At 52.8% G+C, this 16707-nt stretch carries 18 protein-coding genes; 9 read left to right on the top strand and 9 right to left on the bottom strand.

Going from position 1 to position 16707, the window contains the following annotated elements; all coding sequences use genetic code 11:
• Positions 1 to 281 precede the first annotated feature (281 nt).
• Positions 282 to 1811, top strand: coding sequence for a Re/Si-specific NAD(P)(+) transhydrogenase subunit alpha (gene pntA, locus ACLJR2_RS07190; RefSeq protein WP_001219360.1), 1530 nt, complete (start codon positions 282 to 284; stop codon positions 1809 to 1811).
• A 10-nt stretch (positions 1812 to 1821) separates the two neighbouring features.
• Complete coding sequence (pntB, locus tag ACLJR2_RS07185) at positions 1822 to 3210, top strand: Re/Si-specific NAD(P)(+) transhydrogenase subunit beta (RefSeq protein WP_000014056.1); 1389 nt, start codon at positions 1822 to 1824, stop codon at positions 3208 to 3210.
• Positions 3211 to 3384: 174 nt separating this feature from the next.
• Here the strand turns inward: pntB and ACLJR2_RS07180 are convergent, their stop codons facing one another.
• Complete coding sequence (locus tag ACLJR2_RS07180) at positions 3385 to 4419, bottom strand: AI-2E family transporter (RefSeq protein ID WP_001118267.1); 1035 nt, start codon at positions 4417 to 4419, stop codon at positions 3385 to 3387.
• A 168-nt stretch (positions 4420 to 4587) separates the two neighbouring features.
• Here ACLJR2_RS07180 and ACLJR2_RS07175 point away from each other — a divergent pair, with 168 nt between their 5' ends.
• The 3 genes from ACLJR2_RS07175 (at position 4588) to mdtI (ending at position 5515) form a co-directional block, all read left to right on the top strand.
• On the top strand, positions 4588 to 4725 hold the full coding sequence (locus ACLJR2_RS07175) for a hypothetical protein (protein WP_000198592.1): 138 nt from the start codon (positions 4588 to 4590) through the stop codon (positions 4723 to 4725).
• Positions 4726 to 4836: 111 nt separating this feature from the next.
• A complete protein-coding gene (gene mdtJ, locus ACLJR2_RS07170; RefSeq protein WP_000500278.1) occupies positions 4837 to 5199 on the top strand; it encodes a multidrug/spermidine efflux SMR transporter subunit MdtJ in 363 nt (120 codons plus the stop codon).
• Positions 5186 to 5515 carry a multidrug/spermidine efflux SMR transporter subunit MdtI gene (mdtI, locus tag ACLJR2_RS07165; RefSeq protein WP_001183821.1) on the top strand — a complete coding sequence of 110 codons (330 nt, stop codon included), beginning with the start codon at positions 5186 to 5188 and terminating at the stop codon, positions 5513 to 5515. Before mdtJ ends, mdtI begins: the two co-directional genes overlap by 14 nt.
• Before the next feature lie 34 nt (positions 5516 to 5549).
• Here mdtI and ACLJR2_RS07160 read toward each other — a convergent pair whose 3' ends face one another.
• Positions 5550 to 6371 carry a trypsin-like serine peptidase gene (locus ACLJR2_RS07160; RefSeq protein ID WP_000549647.1) on the bottom strand — a complete coding sequence of 274 codons (822 nt, stop codon included), beginning with the start codon at positions 6369 to 6371 and terminating at the stop codon, positions 5550 to 5552.
• Between the two features lie 267 nt (positions 6372 to 6638).
• Complete coding sequence (asr, locus tag ACLJR2_RS07155) at positions 6639 to 6887, bottom strand: acid resistance repetitive basic protein Asr (RefSeq protein WP_000756314.1); 249 nt, start codon at positions 6885 to 6887, stop codon at positions 6639 to 6641.
• A 235-nt stretch (positions 6888 to 7122) separates the two neighbouring features.
• Here asr and ACLJR2_RS07150 point away from each other — a divergent pair, with 235 nt between their 5' ends.
• Positions 7123 to 7215, top strand: a complete 93-nt coding sequence (locus tag ACLJR2_RS07150) for a KPN_01571 family protein (RefSeq protein ID WP_001068154.1) — start codon at positions 7123 to 7125, stop codon at positions 7213 to 7215.
• 66 nt (positions 7216 to 7281) lie between these two features.
• Here the strand turns inward: ACLJR2_RS07150 and ACLJR2_RS07145 are convergent, their stop codons facing one another.
• Positions 7282 to 8535, bottom strand: coding sequence for an MFS transporter (locus ACLJR2_RS07145; protein ID WP_000091796.1), 1254 nt, complete (start codon positions 8533 to 8535; stop codon positions 7282 to 7284).
• Between the two features lie 119 nt (positions 8536 to 8654).
• Here ACLJR2_RS07145 and ACLJR2_RS07140 point away from each other — a divergent pair, with 119 nt between their 5' ends.
• From ACLJR2_RS07140 to bioD, 3 genes are all read left to right on the top strand, one after another.
• Complete coding sequence (locus tag ACLJR2_RS07140; protein ID WP_001019577.1) at positions 8655 to 9554, top strand: LysR family transcriptional regulator; 900 nt, start codon at positions 8655 to 8657, stop codon at positions 9552 to 9554.
• A 127-nt stretch (positions 9555 to 9681) separates the two neighbouring features.
• On the top strand, positions 9682 to 10902 hold the full coding sequence (gene mlc, locus ACLJR2_RS07135; RefSeq protein WP_000225094.1) for a sugar metabolism global transcriptional regulator Mlc: 1221 nt from the start codon (positions 9682 to 9684) through the stop codon (positions 10900 to 10902).
• A gap of 125 nt (positions 10903 to 11027) precedes the next feature.
• Positions 11028 to 11723 (top strand): dethiobiotin synthase, encoded by a 696-nt coding sequence (gene bioD / locus ACLJR2_RS07130; RefSeq protein ID WP_000919206.1) that lies wholly within the window; start codon positions 11028 to 11030, stop codon positions 11721 to 11723.
• Here the strand turns inward: bioD and clcB are convergent.
• The 5 genes from clcB to osmY form a co-directional block, all read right to left on the bottom strand.
• A complete protein-coding gene (gene clcB, locus ACLJR2_RS07125; protein ID WP_000554897.1) occupies positions 11679 to 12968 on the bottom strand; it encodes a voltage-gated ClC-type chloride channel ClcB in 1290 nt (429 codons plus the stop codon). The two genes, bioD and clcB, sit on opposite strands and share 45 nt — an antisense overlap.
• Before the next feature lie 135 nt (positions 12969 to 13103).
• Positions 13104 to 14252: an osmoprotectant ABC transporter ATP-binding protein OsmV gene (gene osmV / locus ACLJR2_RS07120; protein WP_000593092.1), complete on the bottom strand. Its 1149-nt coding sequence runs from the start codon at positions 14250 to 14252 to the stop codon at positions 13104 to 13106.
• Positions 14252 to 14899: an osmoprotectant ABC transporter permease OsmW gene (gene osmW, locus ACLJR2_RS07115; protein ID WP_000379677.1), complete on the bottom strand. Its 648-nt coding sequence runs from the start codon at positions 14897 to 14899 to the stop codon at positions 14252 to 14254. Before osmW ends, osmV begins: the two co-directional genes overlap by 1 nt.
• 9 nt (positions 14900 to 14908) lie before the next feature.
• On the bottom strand, positions 14909 to 15811 hold the full coding sequence (gene osmX, locus ACLJR2_RS07110; RefSeq protein ID WP_001211193.1) for an osmoprotectant ABC transporter substrate-binding protein OsmX: 903 nt from the start codon (positions 15809 to 15811) through the stop codon (positions 14909 to 14911).
• 28 nt (positions 15812 to 15839) lie between these two features.
• Entirely contained in the window at positions 15840 to 16550 is a 711-nt protein-coding gene (osmY, locus tag ACLJR2_RS07105) for an osmoprotectant ABC transporter permease OsmY (protein ID WP_000556891.1), read from the bottom strand.
• Between the last annotated feature and the right edge of the window lie 157 nt (positions 16551 to 16707).

The following is a 16707-nucleotide window of genomic DNA, read 5'->3' as shown; positions in this document are numbered from 1 at the left end:
TTAATGATGTTTTGCTGTCAAATTTGAGCGAATTATCAGCCCTCGCAGGCCATTTTCAAGGCATTATGGCTGCTTAGCGGCTGAATCGTTCATGTTTTGCAAATTTGATAAAAAATTCTGTTTTTTGGCGCTAGATCACAGGCGTTATTTTCAGTAGGTTATAGAGAGTTTGTAACGGTTTTATTCTGCTGGGGTAACATTTACCTCAAACGCGGGCAGGCGTACGCTTCTCGCGCTTACTGACAAACCATCATCAAAAATACCGATGGAAGGGAACATTTATGCGAATTGGCATACCAAAAGAGCGGTTACCCAATGAAACCCGTGTCGCTGCGACGCCGAAAACGGTAGAGCAGCTACTGAAGCTGGGGTTTAGCGTCGCTATCGAAAGCGGGGCGGGTCAACTGGCAAGTTTTGACGACAAAGCGTTTGCGCAGGCTGGCGCGGATATTGTAGACGGCAATGCTATCTGGCAGTCGGAAATTATTCTCAAGGTTAATGCGCCTGAAGAAGAGGAAATCGCTTTACTGAACCCCGGGACTACGCTGGTCAGTTTTATCTGGCCTGCGCAAAATCCTGGGTTAATGGAGAAACTTGCCGAACGTAAGGTTACGGTGATGGCGATGGACTCCGTGCCGCGTATTTCCCGCGCGCAATCGCTCGACGCGTTAAGCTCAATGGCGAATATCGCGGGTTATCGCGCCATTGTAGAGGCCGCGCATGAATTTGGGCGCTTCTTTACCGGCCAAATCACTGCCGCCGGGAAAGTGCCGCCGGCGAAGGTGATGGTGATTGGCGCGGGCGTAGCCGGTCTTGCGGCTATCGGCGCGGCAAACAGCCTGGGGGCGATTGTCCGCGCGTTTGACACTCGTCCTGAAGTCAAAGAGCAGGTCCAGAGTATGGGGGCTGAGTTCCTCGAACTGGATTTTAAAGAGGAAGCCGGTAGCGGCGATGGTTACGCCAAAGTGATGTCCGAGGCGTTTATCAAAGCGGAAATGGCGCTCTTTGCCGCCCAGGCCAAAGAGGTCGATATCATCGTTACCACCGCGTTGATTCCGGGCAAACCAGCGCCGAAGCTGATTACCCGCGATATGGTCGATTCTATGAAGGCTGGCAGCGTGATTGTCGACCTGGCCGCGCAGAATGGCGGTAACTGCGAATATACCGTCGCCAATCAGGTTGTGACGACGGACAATGGCGTAAAAGTGATTGGCTACACCGATCTACCGGGGCGTTTGCCGACGCAGTCATCCCAGCTTTATGGCACCAACCTGGTTAACCTGCTGAAGCTGCTGTGCAAAGAGAAAGACGGCAATATTGACGTGGATTTTGACGATGTCGTGATCCGTGGCGTGACGGTGATTCGCGACGGCGACATTACCTGGCCTGCGCCGCCAATCCAGGTTTCCGCGCAGCCACAGGCCGCGCCTAAAGCAGCACCTGCGCCAAAAGAGCCGGAAAAGCCCGCTTCACCCTGGCGGAAGTATGCGTTAATGGCGCTGGCGATCATTCTTTTTGGCTGGCTGGCCGATGTCGCGCCAAAAGAGTTCCTCGGCCATTTTACCGTGTTTGCGCTCGCCTGCGTGGTTGGTTATTACGTGGTGTGGAACGTGTCTCATGCGCTTCATACGCCATTAATGTCGGTGACCAACGCAATTTCAGGGATTATTGTTGTCGGGGCATTATTGCAAATTGGTCAGGGCGGCTGGGTCAGCTTCCTGAGCTTTATCGCGGTGCTTATCGCCAGCATTAATATTTTCGGTGGCTTCACCGTGACTCAGCGTATGCTGAAAATGTTCCGGAAAAACTAAGGGGTAACACATGTCTGGAGGATTAGTTACAGCTGCATACATTGTTGCCGCGATCCTGTTTATTTTCAGTCTTGCCGGGCTTTCAAAGCATGAAACGTCCCGCCAGGGGAATAACTTCGGTATTGCCGGGATGGCGATCGCGTTGCTGGCGACCATTTTCGGGCCGGATACCGGCAACGTAGCATGGATTCTGGTCGCCATGATTATTGGCGGCGCGATTGGCATCCGCATGGCGAAAAAAGTTGAGATGACCGAGATGCCGGAGCTGGTCGCGATTCTGCACAGTTTCGTGGGCCTGGCGGCGGTACTGGTTGGTTTTAACAGCTATCTGTACCATGACGCCAGTCTGGCGCCGGTGCTGGTGAATATCCATCTGACCGAAGTCTTCCTCGGTATCTTTATTGGCGCAGTCACTTTCACTGGATCGATCGTAGCGTTTGGTAAACTGCGCGGCAAAATCTCTTCTAAGCCGTTGATGTTGCCTAACCGTCACAAAATGAACCTGGCGGCGCTGGTTGTTTCTTTCCTGTTGCTGCTGGTTTTTGTTCGTACCGAAAGCGTGGGTCTACAGGTTCTGGCGCTGCTGCTGATGACCATTATCGCGCTGGCGTTTGGTTGGCATCTGGTCGCTTCTATCGGCGGGGCGGACATGCCGGTGGTTGTTTCAATGCTGAACTCCTATTCCGGTTGGGCTGCCGCGGCGGCTGGCTTCATGTTGAGCAACGATTTGCTGATTGTGACCGGCGCGCTGGTCGGTTCGTCAGGCGCGATCCTGTCTTACATTATGTGTAAAGCGATGAACCGCTCTTTCATCAGCGTTATTGCTGGTGGGTTCGGTACTGACGGCTCCTCAACGGGCGACGATCAGGAAGCTGGCGAACATCGCGAAATCACGGCGGAAGAGACCGCTGAGATGCTGAAAAACTCCCACTCCGTCATTATTACGCCGGGGTACGGGATGGCGGTGGCGCAGGCGCAGTATCCGGTGGCGGAAATCACCGAAAAACTGCGTGCACGCGGTATCAACGTGCGTTTCGGCATTCATCCGGTGGCGGGTCGCCTGCCGGGGCATATGAACGTGCTGTTGGCGGAGGCGAAAGTGCCTTATGACATCGTGCTGGAAATGGATGAGATCAACGATGATTTCGCCGATACCGATACCGTGCTGGTGATTGGCGCGAACGATACGGTGAACCCGGCGGCGCAAGACGATCCCCGCAGCCCGATCGCCGGTATGCCGGTTCTCGAAGTGTGGAAAGCACAGAATGTCGTGGTCTTTAAGCGTTCAATGAATACCGGTTATGCTGGTGTGCAGAACCCGCTGTTCTTTAAAGAGAATACGCAAATGCTGTTTGGCGATGCAAAAGCCAGCGTGGATGCAATTCTGAAAGCGCTTTAATCTTTTAAACGTGCGGCGGCCTCTTCGGAGGCCGTTTTTATACACTTCATCCTTTAAGCTGCCTCTTTGTTGGCTGCACTCAGAAACCCCGGACACATCGTTATCTATGCTCCCGGGGATTTCTTCCCTTGCCGCCGCGAGGCATCTTGAATGATTTTGTGTATATATTGCATTTTATCTTTTGTTTAAATCGCTAAGCAGAACGGCGATACTCTGCCCGCCGGTGGTCTGTTCGAGGGCGATTTTGACAATGATGGTTAACGGAACGGAGAGCAACATGCCCACCGGACCTAATAGCCAGCCCCAGAAAATTAACGACAAAAATACCACTAAGGTTGAAAGGCCTAAACCACGTCCCATAATTCGTGGCTCAAGGATATTGCCGAAGACCAGATTAATCAGCAGATAGCCTGCCAGCACCAGCAGCGCATCATAAAACCCGTTAAATACCAGCACCTGAATAATGGGCGGCAGGGCAGCGAGCACCGATCCAATATTAGGGATATAGTTCAGCGCGAAGGCCAGTAGACCCCAGACAAAGGCGAAGCGGACATCCAGTGCGGCCAGCATTCCCCATGCGACCAGCCCCGTCACGATACTGATCGCTGTTTTTAACACCAGATAATGGGAAACGCTATCAAGCGCGCGTTGAATTGCCGCCATGCCTTCCGCCGGACGGCTCATCATCTGCTGCAGTTTTTCAGGCAATTGTGGAACCTCCAGCAGCATAAATACCACGGTCAATAACAATAAAAAGATGGACGACATGGCATTGGACAGTTGGGTGAGCAGGTTCGTTACCAGAGTCATGGCGGCGTTTGGATCGATATATTTCGCCAGCTCATCAACCGACACGCCAATGCCTGCTCGCTGTAACCACGGTTCAATACGTTGCAACGGTATCACCAATGAGGAGCGATATTGCGGTAGGGTACGAGCCAGTTCATTTAATGATGTCCCCAAATAGGCCAGTAGCAGTACCATTAACATAACAATAATCACAATGAGCAATGATACTGCGATAACGCGCGGAATTCGGCATCGGGTCATCCGTTGCACAACGGGATTGAGAACGACTGCAATAAATAACGCCAAAATAAAGGGAACAATGATATCTGCGGCGAAGCGGATACCGCTCAGAATAACCACCAGCATTCCCAGCATAATGACGATTTTTAGACCATTGAGCGTGATGATCGGTTTTGCCATATCAGTCCCTGTTTTCTGATGCCGACACGAATAATAATGTGATGTCGGTCGACCTGTTCTGGTTAAAATCAAACACTTCAGGTAAAGAAGTGAAAATATTTTGAGTTAATTCCTGGCTTATGATACAAATCAGGCGTGTTCAACTACCGAGGACAATTATCATCCGCGATGACGAGAAGCAACACTGCGGATAATTGTAATATTATGGACAATATGTTCAGCGCTTTTTTCTCCACGCAAACGCATCTTCACTCTACCTCCTTTTTCCTGCTTATCGGCGAGCAGCACTGGCGTAACGCGCTTTAGTCTCTCACTTCTGCCTGAGCTGGCGCAATGCGCTGTGCTAACTGATTTTATTTTTTAGTTTGCTGCGTGCAGCAGACTCGAAAGAGTATATTCTCATGCAGGAGAAGTGTCATGTTTTACTGGATTTTATTAGCTCTGGCTATCGCGACTGAAATTACCGGCACGCTCTCAATGAAATGGGCTAGCGTGGGTAATGGCAATGCGGGTTTTATTTTAATGCTGGTGATGATCACGCTGTCATATATATTTCTTTCTTTTGCGGTAAAAAAGATTGCCCTGGGTGTAGCGTATGCCTTATGGGAAGGGATCGGCATTTTATTTATTACCATTTTTAGCGTGCTGCTATTTGATGAAGCATTATCAACCATGAAGATTGCCGGCTTGCTGACGCTGGTCGCCGGCATCGTATTGATCAAATCAGGGACGCGTAAACCCGGCAAACCGGTGAAGGAGGCGACTCGTGCAACAATTTGAATGGATACACGGCGCCTGGCTTGGGTTGGCAATAATGCTGGAAATCGCGGCTAACGTACTGTTGAAATTTTCGGACGGCTTTCGCCGTAAATGCTATGGCATCTTATCGCTTGCCGCTGTTCTGGCCGCCTTCAGCGCGCTTTCCCAGGCGGTAAAAGGGATAGACCTGTCGGTGGCGTATGCGCTATGGGGCGGTTTTGGTATTGCCGCCACGCTGGCGGCGGGCTGGGTGCTCTTCGGCCAGCGCTTAAATCCCAAAGGCTGGGTTGGCGTGATATTGCTGCTCGCCGGAATGGTCATGATAAAATTTGCCTGAGACGATCGCTGCCGGTCAGGCAGCGATTCGCGTATTAGTCCTGCGCCAGGGCTTTCAGCTTATCGCGAAAGCCGGTGACGGATATAGCGCGGTTATCGGCGCGCCAGCGATCTTTAGCCGCAGGGGCGGAGCTTTGTACGCCAATGAGCTGCCATCCGCTATCCGTGTGCAATAATAACGGCGAGCCGCTGTCGCCAGGTAACGTGTCGCACTGGTGTGAGAGTACGGCATTCTGCGCCCAGCCGGTCACGACGCAATCCTGATGGGAATAGAGCGCATTCAGATGATCTTCCGGATAACCAGACTGCGTGACTTTTCGGTCTGCGGCTTTCAACGCCGCAGTGAGCGCCGCTTTATCGCCGGTAAATAAAGGCACCGGCGTGATACCGGAAGGTGGGTAGCGCAATATTATCAGACCAAAATCCCAGCTTGCCGCGGCAGGCGGCACAATCCAGCCATCGCCATCCGCTTTCAGGCGTCGGCCCAGCGACGGTTCAACGCGGCCTTCAATGCCGTGGATTTCATAGCGCCATACTCCTTTTCGCGCCACAAAACGCAGCGCAACCGCTTTGTCTGGTTTTCCTTTCGGAGGCGTTAGCAGGCAGTGACCTGCTGTCAGGGCGATATGCGGGGAGATAAGTGTTGCCGTACACAAATTACCGCTGGCGGTCTCTAGTTGCCCGATGGCATCCCACGGCGATTGGGTAGGATCGGCGACGGGCACCCGATCGTCATGGTTAAAAAAAAGCGTTTTGACGTCGCTGGCATCCGTGGCGTCTGTTTCAGCCCCCCTGGCTTTCGCCATAACCGGTAAAAAACACACTATGCCCAGTAATACAGCAATGGTTTTATGCATATCACACTCTGGTGGGTAATTATGATTATTAACAACAAACCCTCAGTACTACTATAGACGTGACGGTAAGAAAGTGGGAGTAAAATCAGATAACTACACTCAGGAAAGATAGAAATGCGTGGCAATAACGGCGCATAAAATAAGCACGATAAGAATGAGCTCAAAGCGGTAGCGAGACACTTTTTGCCCTCCCGGAAGGCGGCGCTAAACCAGAACAATTTAGCGCCGTAAAAACGGGCGCGGGGGCGCGCCGCAGCATGTTACGACTTACGCAGCCGGTTGAGTAGTTGGTTTTGACGTGGTTTTGGCTGGCGCTTTACCACCTTTTTTCTGGTGCTTTTTAGCTGCCTGCGCTTTTTGCTCAACGGTTTTTTTATGCTGTTTTTTGTGGTGCTGGGTGGTCTGGGTTGTTTTGGCAGGCGCTGCGGTTTTCGCAGGCGTTGCAGTCTCAGCCGCGAATGCTGCGGAAGAGAGACCCATTGCAGCGGCAACAACCAGAGCTAATACTTTTTTCATTTTGATACCCTCGATTTGGTTTTCATTCAACCCCACTGCGGGGCCGGTGAAATGACTATATCGCTGTTATCAAAAGGCTTCCGTGAGTGATTGGTTTCGGCATGTAACGCTATGTACAATCCTCCGGTAACGCGATGTAAGCCCCCACCATAATAGGTAGCTTTACGTTACCGGCCGTTATTTTTGGTCGCAGAGTCGGTAATATCCGCCCTCCAGAATAACAGGCACACCGTATATGAATCCGATAATCTGGGTGGTATTTACGCTTCTGGCGCTGGATGCAATCAGAGAAGTTATGGGCGTATCAAGCCTGACAGGTCTATGGTGAACAGTGAGTCGTGGCGTGAAACCAGCCCGGCGATAGCGCACGTTGCTATCGCCGGATTATTTCTTTTCAGGCGTGAAGACGATGATGTAACCGCGTCCCGACCAGGATGGCCAGCACCAGCATTAGCGCGATAAAACCGCCTACGCCGTTCCAGCCGTAACTATGCCAGAATACGCCGCCTAGCGTCCCGGCGATGCTGGACCCCAGATAATAGCTGAAAAGATAAAGTGACGAGGCCTGTCCCTTCGCCCGGCGCGCACGCGGGCCAATCCAGCTACTGGCCACGGAGTGCGCGGCGAAAAAACCGGCGGAAAAAAGCAGCATCCCGGCAAAAATCAGCCAAAGCGAGGTAAAAAGCGTCAGTAAAAGCCCACCCAGCATTACTGCGGTAGAGAACAGCATCACCGGCCCCCGGCCATAGCGTGAGGTCATTGCGCCAGCTTTCGGCGAGCTCCATGTGCCGGTGAGATAGGCTACGGATAACAGTCCGACCACGGCCTGGCTTAATTCCCAGGGGGAGAGCATCAGGCGATAGCCAATGTAGTTAAACAGGGTGACGAACGCGCCCATCAGTAAAAAGCCTTCCGCAAACAGCAGAGGTAACCCCCGATCGCGCCAGTGGAGACGGAAATTAATAAATAGCGTTTTAGGCCGTAGCGACGTGGGACGGAAATGTTGAGAGGCGGGTAAAATCTTCCAGAACATCAGCGCGGACGCCAGCGCAAAGCATCCGATGGCCGCCAGCGCGATGCGCCAGTTAAAAAAGTCGGTCATGACGCCGCTTAATAAACGCCCGCTCATCCCGCCGATGGAATTACCGCTAATATAGAGCCCCATAGAGAAAGCGACAAAGCTGGGATGGATTTCTTCGCTCAGGTAGGTCATTCCCACCGCGGCGACGCCGCTTAACGACAGACCGATCAGCGCGCGCATAATCAGAATACCATGCCAACTGGTCATCATGGTTGATAACAATGTGCAGCAGGAGGCTAATAACAACGCGGTGACCATCACCGGTTTACGGCCTATCGCATCAGAAAGCGGGCCGGTAAAAAGTAAGCCGATAGCCAGCATGGCGGTAGAAATAGAAAGTGAAACGCTGCTGCTGGCGGGGGAGACGCCAAACTCCTGGGAAAGTACCGGTAGTATAGGCTGAACGCAATAAAGGAGCGCGAAAGTCGCCAGGCCCGCGGAAAAAAGAGCCAGCGTGACGCGCATGAAAGGCGCTGTACCGCGTTTAATAAATTGAACCGGCTGAGAATGGCGTTGTTCATCGATATCGCTCGCCGTGGCGTCATCGAGAATAGTTGTACGACTCACGTTAAATCCTTGCTTTACATCTCCGTCAACAGGAGACGGGTATAACCGACATGTAAAGCATAGAAAAAGCAAAATATTCTGTCTAATATATTAATTGTCTCAAATAAGACGTTAAAAATATGAATATCGAATTACGTCATTTACGTTACTTTGTGGCGGTAGCAGAAGAGCTGCATTTTGGTCGCGCCGCCGCGCGCCTCAATATCTCGCAGCCGCCGCTGAGTCAGCAGATACAAATTCTGGAGCAGCAGGTCGGCGCGCGATTACTGGCGCGGACCAACCGCAGCGTAGCGTTAACGGCCGCCGGGCGACAGTTTCTGGTGGACAGCCGACACATCCTGAGTCTGGTAAACGACGCCGCCGCTCGCGCCGAGCGGCTGCATCAGGGCGAAGCGGGAGAAATCCGTATTGGCTTTACGTCTTCAGCGCCTTTTATTCGGGCGGTATCGCATACCTTTTCGCTGTTCCGCCAGTCCTATCCGGGGGTGCATATGCAAACGCGTGAAATGAATACGCGTGAGCAAATCGCGCCGCTCAACGAAGGCGTACTGGATATTGGCTTGCTGCGGAATACGCCGCTGCCCGACACACTTAATCGCGAGGTGATTTTGCATGAGCCGCTTATGGCCATGATCCCGCGCGAACATCGGCTGGCGCAAAAGCCGGTCGTCAGTCTGACAGAACTGGCGGAAGAACCTTTCGTCTTTTTCGATCCGCATGTCGGGACGGGCCTCTACGACGATATTCTCGGCTTGATGCGGCGCTATAACCTGTCGCCGACCATCACGCAGGAGGTTGGCGAGGCAATGACTATTATCGGTCTGGTGGCGGCGGGACTGGGCGTCTCGATTCTGCCGGCATCCTTTAAGCGTGTACAGATGAGCGAGATGCGCTGGGTTCCCCTGGCAGAAGAGGACGCCGTATCTGAAATGTGGCTGGTATGGCCAAAGCATCATGAACAGAGTCATGCCGTACAGCGGTTTTGCCAACTGCTATTACTGGCTGCCCGACGGGATTAATTACGCTTAAAAAGGGTGAAAATGTGCAGTTAATCACACGGCTAAGCAAAAAGTTGACGGCGAGTATTGAAGTGTTTCACCATAGCACACAGATTATTTCGGAGCGCGAAAATAAAGGGAGTGAGCGGTGGTTGCTGATAGTCAGCCTGGGCATATCGATCAAATTAAGCAGACCAATGCTGGCGCAGTGTATCGCCTGATTGATCAGCTCGGACCGGTATCGCGAATTGACCTGTCTCGTCTGGCGCAGTTGGCGCCTGCCAGTATTACGAAAATTGTTCGCGAAATGCTGGAAGCGCATTTGGTTCAGGAACTTGAAATTAAAGAGGCGGGCAGTCGTGGACGTCCCGCCGTCGGACTGATGGTGGAAACGGAAGCCTGGCACTATTTATCTATTCGTATTAGCCGTGGCGAAATTTTCCTTGCACTGCGCGATCTTAGCAGCAAACTGGTGGTAGAAGAGTGTCTGCCGCTGCCGTTAACCGAAGCCACGCCGTTGCTTGAGCGAATTATTACGCACGTTGATCGGTTTTTTACCCGCCATCAGCAGAAACTGGAGCGTCTGACCTCCATTGCCATTACGTTACCGGGCATTATCGATACCGAAAACGGCGTTGTGCACCGGATGCCGTATTATGAAGATGTCAAAGAGATGCCTTTGGGAGATGCGCTGGAGCGGCACACTGGCGTACCGGTTTACATTCAGCATGATATTAGCGCCTGGACGATGGCAGAGGCGCTTTTTGGCGCTTCACGCGGCGCGCGCGACGTTATCCAGGTGGTGATTGATCATAATGTGGGGGCGGGCGTTATCACCGACGGTCATTTGCTTCATGCGGGCAGTAGCAGTCTGGTAGAGATTGGGCATACCCAGGTCGATCCTTATGGTAAGCGCTGTTATTGCGGTAATCATGGCTGTCTGGAGACCATCGCCAGCGTCGATAGCGTGCTGGAACTTACGCAGCTTCGGCTTAATCAATCGATGAGTTCAATGTTGCACGGCCAGCCGTTAACGGTAGATTCACTGTGTCAGGCGGCGATGCAGGGAGATCTATTAGCAAAAGATATTATTAGCGGCGTTGGCGCGCATGTCGGACGCATTCTGGCTATCATGGTGAATTTATTTAATCCGCAAAAAATTCTTATTGGTTCGCCGCTAAGTAAAGCAGCTGATATCCTTTTTCCGGCCATTGCTGACAGTATCCGTCAGCAGGCGCTGCCCGCCTACAGTAGGAATACGGTAGTGGAAAGCACGCAGTTTACCAACCAGGGCACGATGGCCGGGGCGGCGTTGGTAAAAGACGCGATGTATAACGGCTCTTTGTTGATTCGTCTATTACAGGGTTAACATTTTTTAACTGTTGTACAAAAATTTGCGCTAACTCAAGCTGATTGCCCTTGCCATATCTTAGACTTTCTCCACTGTATTATTTTCCTGGCTTATATTTTCGAAGCATAACGGTGGAGTTAGTGATGCTGAAGCGTTTCTTTATTACAGGTACAGACACTTCTGTTGGGAAGACGGTGGTTTCCCGCGCATTACTACAAGCGTTAGCGTCGGGTGGTAAGAGCGTTGCAGGGTATAAACCTGTCGCTAAAGGGAGCAAAGAGACTGCAGAAGGGATGCGCAACAAAGACGCTCTGGTATTGCAAAGCGTCTCTTCGCTGGAGTTGCCGTATGAGGCGATTAATCCGATCGCGTTAAGCGAAGAAGAAAGCAGCGTCGCGCATAGCTGTCCTATAAATTACACCTTGCTGTCCAACGGTCTGGCGAGCCTGAGCGATAAAGTGGACCACGTGGTTGTGGAGGGTACTGGCGGCTGGCGTAGTTTGATGAATGATTTACGTCCATTGTCCGAATGGGTGGTACAGGAACAGTTACCGGTATTGATGGTGGTAGGGATTCAGGAGGGGTGCATTAATCATGCGCTACTGACTGCGCAAGCTGTCGCTAACGATGGACTGCCATTAATTGGCTGGGTGGCGAATCGTATCAATCCTGGGCTGGCGCATTATGCTGAAATTATTGATGTGCTTGGGAAAAAACTGCCAGCGCCGCTGATTGGCGAGTTACCGTACCTGCCGCGCGCCGAGCAGCGTGAGCTGGGGCAGTATATTCGTTTGTCAATGCTCGGCAGCGTGCTGGCGGTAGATAGAATCATGGCGTAATGTTCGCGAGAGCACTGACGCGACTACACAGGCAATCAGCAGACCGGGGAGTAACTGATACTCGCCGGTCATTTCACAAATCATCAGGGTGGACATTATCGGCGCATGGGTTGTCGCCGCCAGTAGCGTCGCCATACCCGCCAGCCCCAATAAAATCGCTATTTCATTCGAGCCTGGCAGCCAGAATCCCCATATCCGACCCAGAAACATTCCAATGGATAATCCGACAAATAATGTTGGCGTAAAGACGCCGCCCGGCGCGCCAGACCCGCTGCTGGCGAGCACCGCCAGGATTTTGCACACAAAAATTCCGCCAATCAGCGAGAATAGCGGCGGAGAGAGCAAAAATGATTGTACGACGCTATAGCCGTTTCCCCATACCGTGGGCGTGAGTAACGACAGTAATCCGACAATAAGCCCGCCCAACGCCAGTTGCCAGGGCGGGGACAGTTTTAAACGTAAGAAACTATTATGGCTGGCCGTCATCAGCCACATCAGCAATGGGCCGCATAGACCGGCGACCAGGCCGGTACTGACTATCATGACGTACTCCCGCGCGTGGAGATCAACGGTCAGATGCACGGTATAGAGTAGTGAATCGCTACCGTTTAATACATGGGTGGTTAGCAGGGCAACGACGGCGGAAACGACAACCGGGCCGAGGGAAGCCAGCATTAAGGTACCGAACAGGATTTCCGCGATAAACAGGCTGCCCGCCAGCGGCGCATGGTAAGCGCCCGCCATGCCCGCAGCGGCGCCGCTGGCGATCCATAATTTCCATTCCTCACGCGGCGTGAAGCGTCGGGCAAAGCTGAATGCCGCCAGCGCGGCGAGGAGGATCATTGCGCCTTCGCGACCAATTGCGCTGCCGCTGACCACGACCAGCAGCGAGGCCAGCGATTTCACCAGACTGGCGCCAACGTCAAATTGCCCGTCGGTTTGCAATGCTTCCATATAGTCAGTGGGCGCATGGGGGCGCTGTTGGTTCATTTTTTGCCACCCCCACAGCAACAGACCAGCGGCCAGGCCGCCAAGCGCCGGCGTAATCAGCCTTCGCCAGGGCGAAAGCCCCTCAGCCGCATTCACCAGACTGCCGGTGTCATTACTCAGGAAAATCCACTCCAGCAATTGCATCGCATGACGGAAGGCGGCGACAGCCAGCGCCGCGAGAATACCGATGAGCGTAGCGATCAGCAGGCGACGAAACATCGCGCGCAGATCCGGGTAAGCGTGTAAACGATGCATGAGCGGGTAAACAGGGAGTTTCAGGATAGCCTATTCTGCGGGGAAATGGCGTCAGACGCAAAAGCACTATGTGCGATATAATATTGCGTACAATAATGATACTGCCGGATAGCGAGAGGCCATCCGGCGGTAGCGTTAGCTGTTTTCGTGAATATTTAGCGCCCGACGCGTGCGGCCTGAGCTGAGATAGTCGGCGATGTAATCCTGAGAGATTTCACCATTATAGCGCCCGTCTTCATCAACGATCGGCATCCAGCTGGTATTACTTTCGTACAATCTGGACAGCACAATACGCAGATTATCTTCCGCTTTGCCCGTAATACGGAAAGGATGGGTGATATCGGCGCAGATTCCGCTGGCGTTCCGAGCCTCCCGGCGCTTCACAAATCCCAGTGGCTTACCGTCGTTGTCAATGACGGTAATGGCGCGAATATCGTGATCATCCATAATGCCGAACGCCTCGCTTAACGGCGTGGAAGGCCGCGCGGTAATGGTTGGCTGTTGGTCGGTCACATCGCCTGCGGAGACCAGTAGCAAACGCTTTAACGTTCTGTCCTGACCGACAAACGACCCGACAAACTCGTTAGCCGGTTTGGCCAGCAGTTCATCAGGACTGGCGCACTGTACAATTCGCCCCTGACGGAACACGGCGATACGGTCGCCGAGCTTTAGCGCTTCGTCGATATCATGGCTGACCAGCATTACGGTCTTTTTTAGCTTACGCTGCATATCCAGAAACTGGTTCTGGATCACTTCGCGGTTAATGGGGTCCACCGCGCCGAAGGGCTCATCCATCAGCAGTACCGGCGGATCGGCGGCCAGAGCGCGGATCACGCCAATACGCTGTTGCTGTCCCCCGGACATCTCCTTTGGATAGCGATGCAGAAATTTTCTGGCATCCAGCGCCACCATGTCCATCAACTCTTCGGCGCGTTGCTTGCAGCGCGCTTTGTCCCAACCCAACATGCGCGGCACAACGGTAATATTTTCTTCAATCGTCATATTAGGAAACAGGCCGATCTGTTGGATAACATACCCAATATTGCGGCGTAGCGTTACCGTATCCATATCGTTGGTATTCTCGCCGTTGATAAGAATATTACCGCTGCTGGGCGCGATCAGCCGATTGATCATCTTTAACGTGGTGGTTTTGCCGCAGCCGGAGGGACCGAGCAAGACGCACATTTCGCCTTCCGGCACGTTCAGGTTGACGTTGTCGACGGCTTTTAGCGGCTGACCCTTTTTCTGTACAAATTGTTTGGTGAGATTTTCCAGTTTTATCATTATCGTATCCCCTTAGGTGTCAGTACGACTTGCAGACGATGCAACAGCCAGTCAAGTACAATTGCCAGTAGACAGATCATCAGCGCGCCGGCAATTAACATGCGAATATCGCTGCCGCTAATGCCGTTTAACAGTAGCAGCCCCAGACCGCCGGCGCCGATCACCGCGGCAATCGCCATCACGCCGATATTCATCACTACCGCGGTGCGGATACCCCCGAAAATAACCGGTAGGGCCATTGGGATTTCGACCCAGCGCAGCCGTTGCCAGAAAGTCATACCGATGCCGCGTCCCGCTTCACGCAGACCGGGCGGCAAACTATCAAGCGCAGTATGGGTATTCCGGACAATCGGCAGTAAAGAGTAGAGAAAAACAGCCGTCACGGCGGGCAGAACGCCAATACCATGTCCGATCAGCGAAAAGAGCGGGATCATTAATCCAAACAGCGCGATAGACGGAATGGTAAGAAGTAGCGTGGCGGCGCCCAATACCGGCGTTGCCAGCCATTTGTGGCGTACAATCAAAACGCCTAACGGTACGCCGATGATAATCGCCAGACCGACGGCCAGCGCGACCAGCCAGAGATGCTGAAAGGTAAGGCTGGCGAGATAGCCTGCGTTATCCAGCATATAATGTATCGTATCCATAGGCGCTCCTTACAGCAGACCTTTGTCCTGCAAAAATTGATGGGCTACCTGTTGCGGCGTACGATGCTCGATATCGACCTGGGCGTTTAGGGTCGATATCACATCGTTATTGAGCAGGCCGGAAAGGGTGTTTAAGGCGTCATCAAGGCCAGGATTGGCTTCCAGCACCTCTTTACGCACTACGGGCGTGACAGCGTAACTTGGGAAGAAGCCTTTATCATCTTCCAGCACTTTCAGATCAAACCCTTTCACCCGTCCGTCGGTGGTATAGACCAGCCCGGCGTCAACCAGCCCATCCCGAACGGCGTTATAGACCAGCCCTGGGTCCATCTGTCGTATTTGCGGGCGATCAAGCTGCATCTGGTAGGCTTGCTGAAGGGGCTTCATTCCGTCGCTGCGCCCGGCAAATTCCAGATCGAGGCCGAGCATCCAGTTGTGGTCAGGATCGTTCTGCCGGACCTGTTCGATTTTTGCCACCATTTGCGAGATGGTGGTGATATTTTCCGACTCGGCGCGTTTGCGCTGCATCGCGAACGCGTAAGTATTGTTCATGTCAGCCGGTTTGAGCCATACCAGGCCCAGCTTCGCATCCAGGCGTTTTACCGTGTCGTAGGTTTCCTGTGGACTCATGCGCTTATCGATACGGTTGAAAATAATCAGCGATGTACCGGTGTATTCCCAGGTAATATCAATTTGTTTATTCACCATCGCATTACGTGAAATCACCGCGGCGATATTGGTTTGCGGCTGAACCTGAAAGCCTTTCTTCTGCAAATACTGAACGGTCATAGCGGAAAGAATATGCTGCTCGGTAAAGCTTTTGGTGGCGAGAACCAGCGGCGCGGCCTGCGTCTGGCTACTGAACAACAGCGTTGCGGCAAGCCATCCCAACAGGTGTTTTTTGAATCTCATTTAACGCTCCTTATTGTTATTTATGCGTTCAGACGGTATGAGGGCTAAGGCGTCGCCCAAACCAGGCAAGCAGAGTGTCAAGAATCAACGCGAATAACGCCGTGGCCGTTGCGCCGAGGATCAACGTCGGAAAATCGTTGAGATAAATTCCCGGGAAAATCAGCTCGCCGTAGCTGCTGGCGCCGATCAGAAAGGCCAGCGGCGCGGTGCCGACATTGATGGCGGTCGCGATGCGAATACCGGACAGCATCACTGGCCACGCATTAGGTAGCTCTACCTGGCGAAGCCGCTGCCATTTTGTCATCCCAATCCCGTTCGCCGCTTCAATCAGTGAGGCGGGAACGGAACAGAGGCCCGCATAGGTATTGCGGACGATAGGCAGAAGGGAGGCCAGAAATAGCGCGACAATGGCGGGCGTATCGCCGATCCCGATAATCACCATCGCTAAGGCCAGGACGGCCAGCGGCGGCAAGGTATTACCAACATTAAAGATTTGCATGACATATTCAGCAAATCCCTTTGCCGCAGGACGGCTGAGTAAAATCCCACTCGGGATACCGACCAGTAAAGCAAAAAACATGGACGTAAAGACCAGCATCAAATGCCGTTGTCCGAGATACAGCAGATCGACCTGACGCGCTTTCAGCGTCTCCAGACCGATTCCCCAGATAAACAGCGCCAGTAACAGCAGAATGACGATAGTGAACCCAAGTACGCGTTTTAGGGTGTGGGTGTGCATTGCGGTGTGTCTCCCTGTTTGCATGTGTTATGGCGACGTTAAGAGTCGCGTGTTGTTATGCCATGTTCCGGCAGGGTACTTTGAGCTATAGCAACAGGTTGGGAAGGATTCCAGCGAAGCGTGATGTTTAACACTATTAAACATCTATTAACAATTA

Source organism: Salmonella sp. SAL03688 (genome assembly GCF_046551895.1).
GTDB lineage: Bacteria > Pseudomonadota > Gammaproteobacteria > Enterobacterales > Enterobacteriaceae > Salmonella > Salmonella enterica.
The sequence above is the reverse complement of the archived record's forward strand: the minus strand, read 5'-3'. Positions and strand labels throughout refer to the sequence as shown.

Excerpts from the sequence above, each read along its gene's own strand:
- pntA (WP_001219360.1), top strand. The coding sequence starts at position 282 with ATGCGAATTGGCATACCAAAAGAGCGGTTACCCAATGAAACCCGTGTC.
- pntB (WP_000014056.1), top strand. The coding sequence starts at position 1,822 with ATGTCTGGAGGATTAGTTACAGCTGCATACATTGTTGCCGCGATCCTG.
- ACLJR2_RS07180 (WP_001118267.1), bottom strand. The coding sequence starts at position 4,419 with ATGGCAAAACCGATCATCACGCTCAATGGTCTAAAAATCGTCATTATG.
- ACLJR2_RS07175 (WP_000198592.1), top strand. The coding sequence starts at position 4,588 with ATGACGAGAAGCAACACTGCGGATAATTGTAATATTATGGACAATATG.
- mdtJ (WP_000500278.1), top strand. The coding sequence starts at position 4,837 with ATGTTTTACTGGATTTTATTAGCTCTGGCTATCGCGACTGAAATTACC.
- ACLJR2_RS07160 (WP_000549647.1), bottom strand. The coding sequence starts at position 6,371 with ATGCATAAAACCATTGCTGTATTACTGGGCATAGTGTGTTTTTTACCG.
- asr (WP_000756314.1), bottom strand. The coding sequence starts at position 6,887 with ATGAAAAAAGTATTAGCTCTGGTTGTTGCCGCTGCAATGGGTCTCTCT.
- ACLJR2_RS07150 (WP_001068154.1), top strand. The coding sequence starts at position 7,123 with ATGAATCCGATAATCTGGGTGGTATTTACGCTTCTGGCGCTGGATGCA.
- ACLJR2_RS07140 (WP_001019577.1), top strand. The coding sequence starts at position 8,655 with ATGAATATCGAATTACGTCATTTACGTTACTTTGTGGCGGTAGCAGAA.
- bioD (WP_000919206.1), top strand. The coding sequence starts at position 11,028 with ATGCTGAAGCGTTTCTTTATTACAGGTACAGACACTTCTGTTGGGAAG.
- clcB (WP_000554897.1), bottom strand. The coding sequence starts at position 12,968 with ATGCATCGTTTACACGCTTACCCGGATCTGCGCGCGATGTTTCGTCGC.
- osmV (WP_000593092.1), bottom strand. The coding sequence starts at position 14,252 with ATGATAAAACTGGAAAATCTCACCAAACAATTTGTACAGAAAAAGGGT.
- osmW (WP_000379677.1), bottom strand. The coding sequence starts at position 14,899 with ATGGATACGATACATTATATGCTGGATAACGCAGGCTATCTCGCCAGC.
- osmX (WP_001211193.1), bottom strand. The coding sequence starts at position 15,811 with ATGAGATTCAAAAAACACCTGTTGGGATGGCTTGCCGCAACGCTGTTG.
- osmY (WP_000556891.1), bottom strand. The coding sequence starts at position 16,550 with ATGCACACCCACACCCTAAAACGCGTACTTGGGTTCACTATCGTCATT.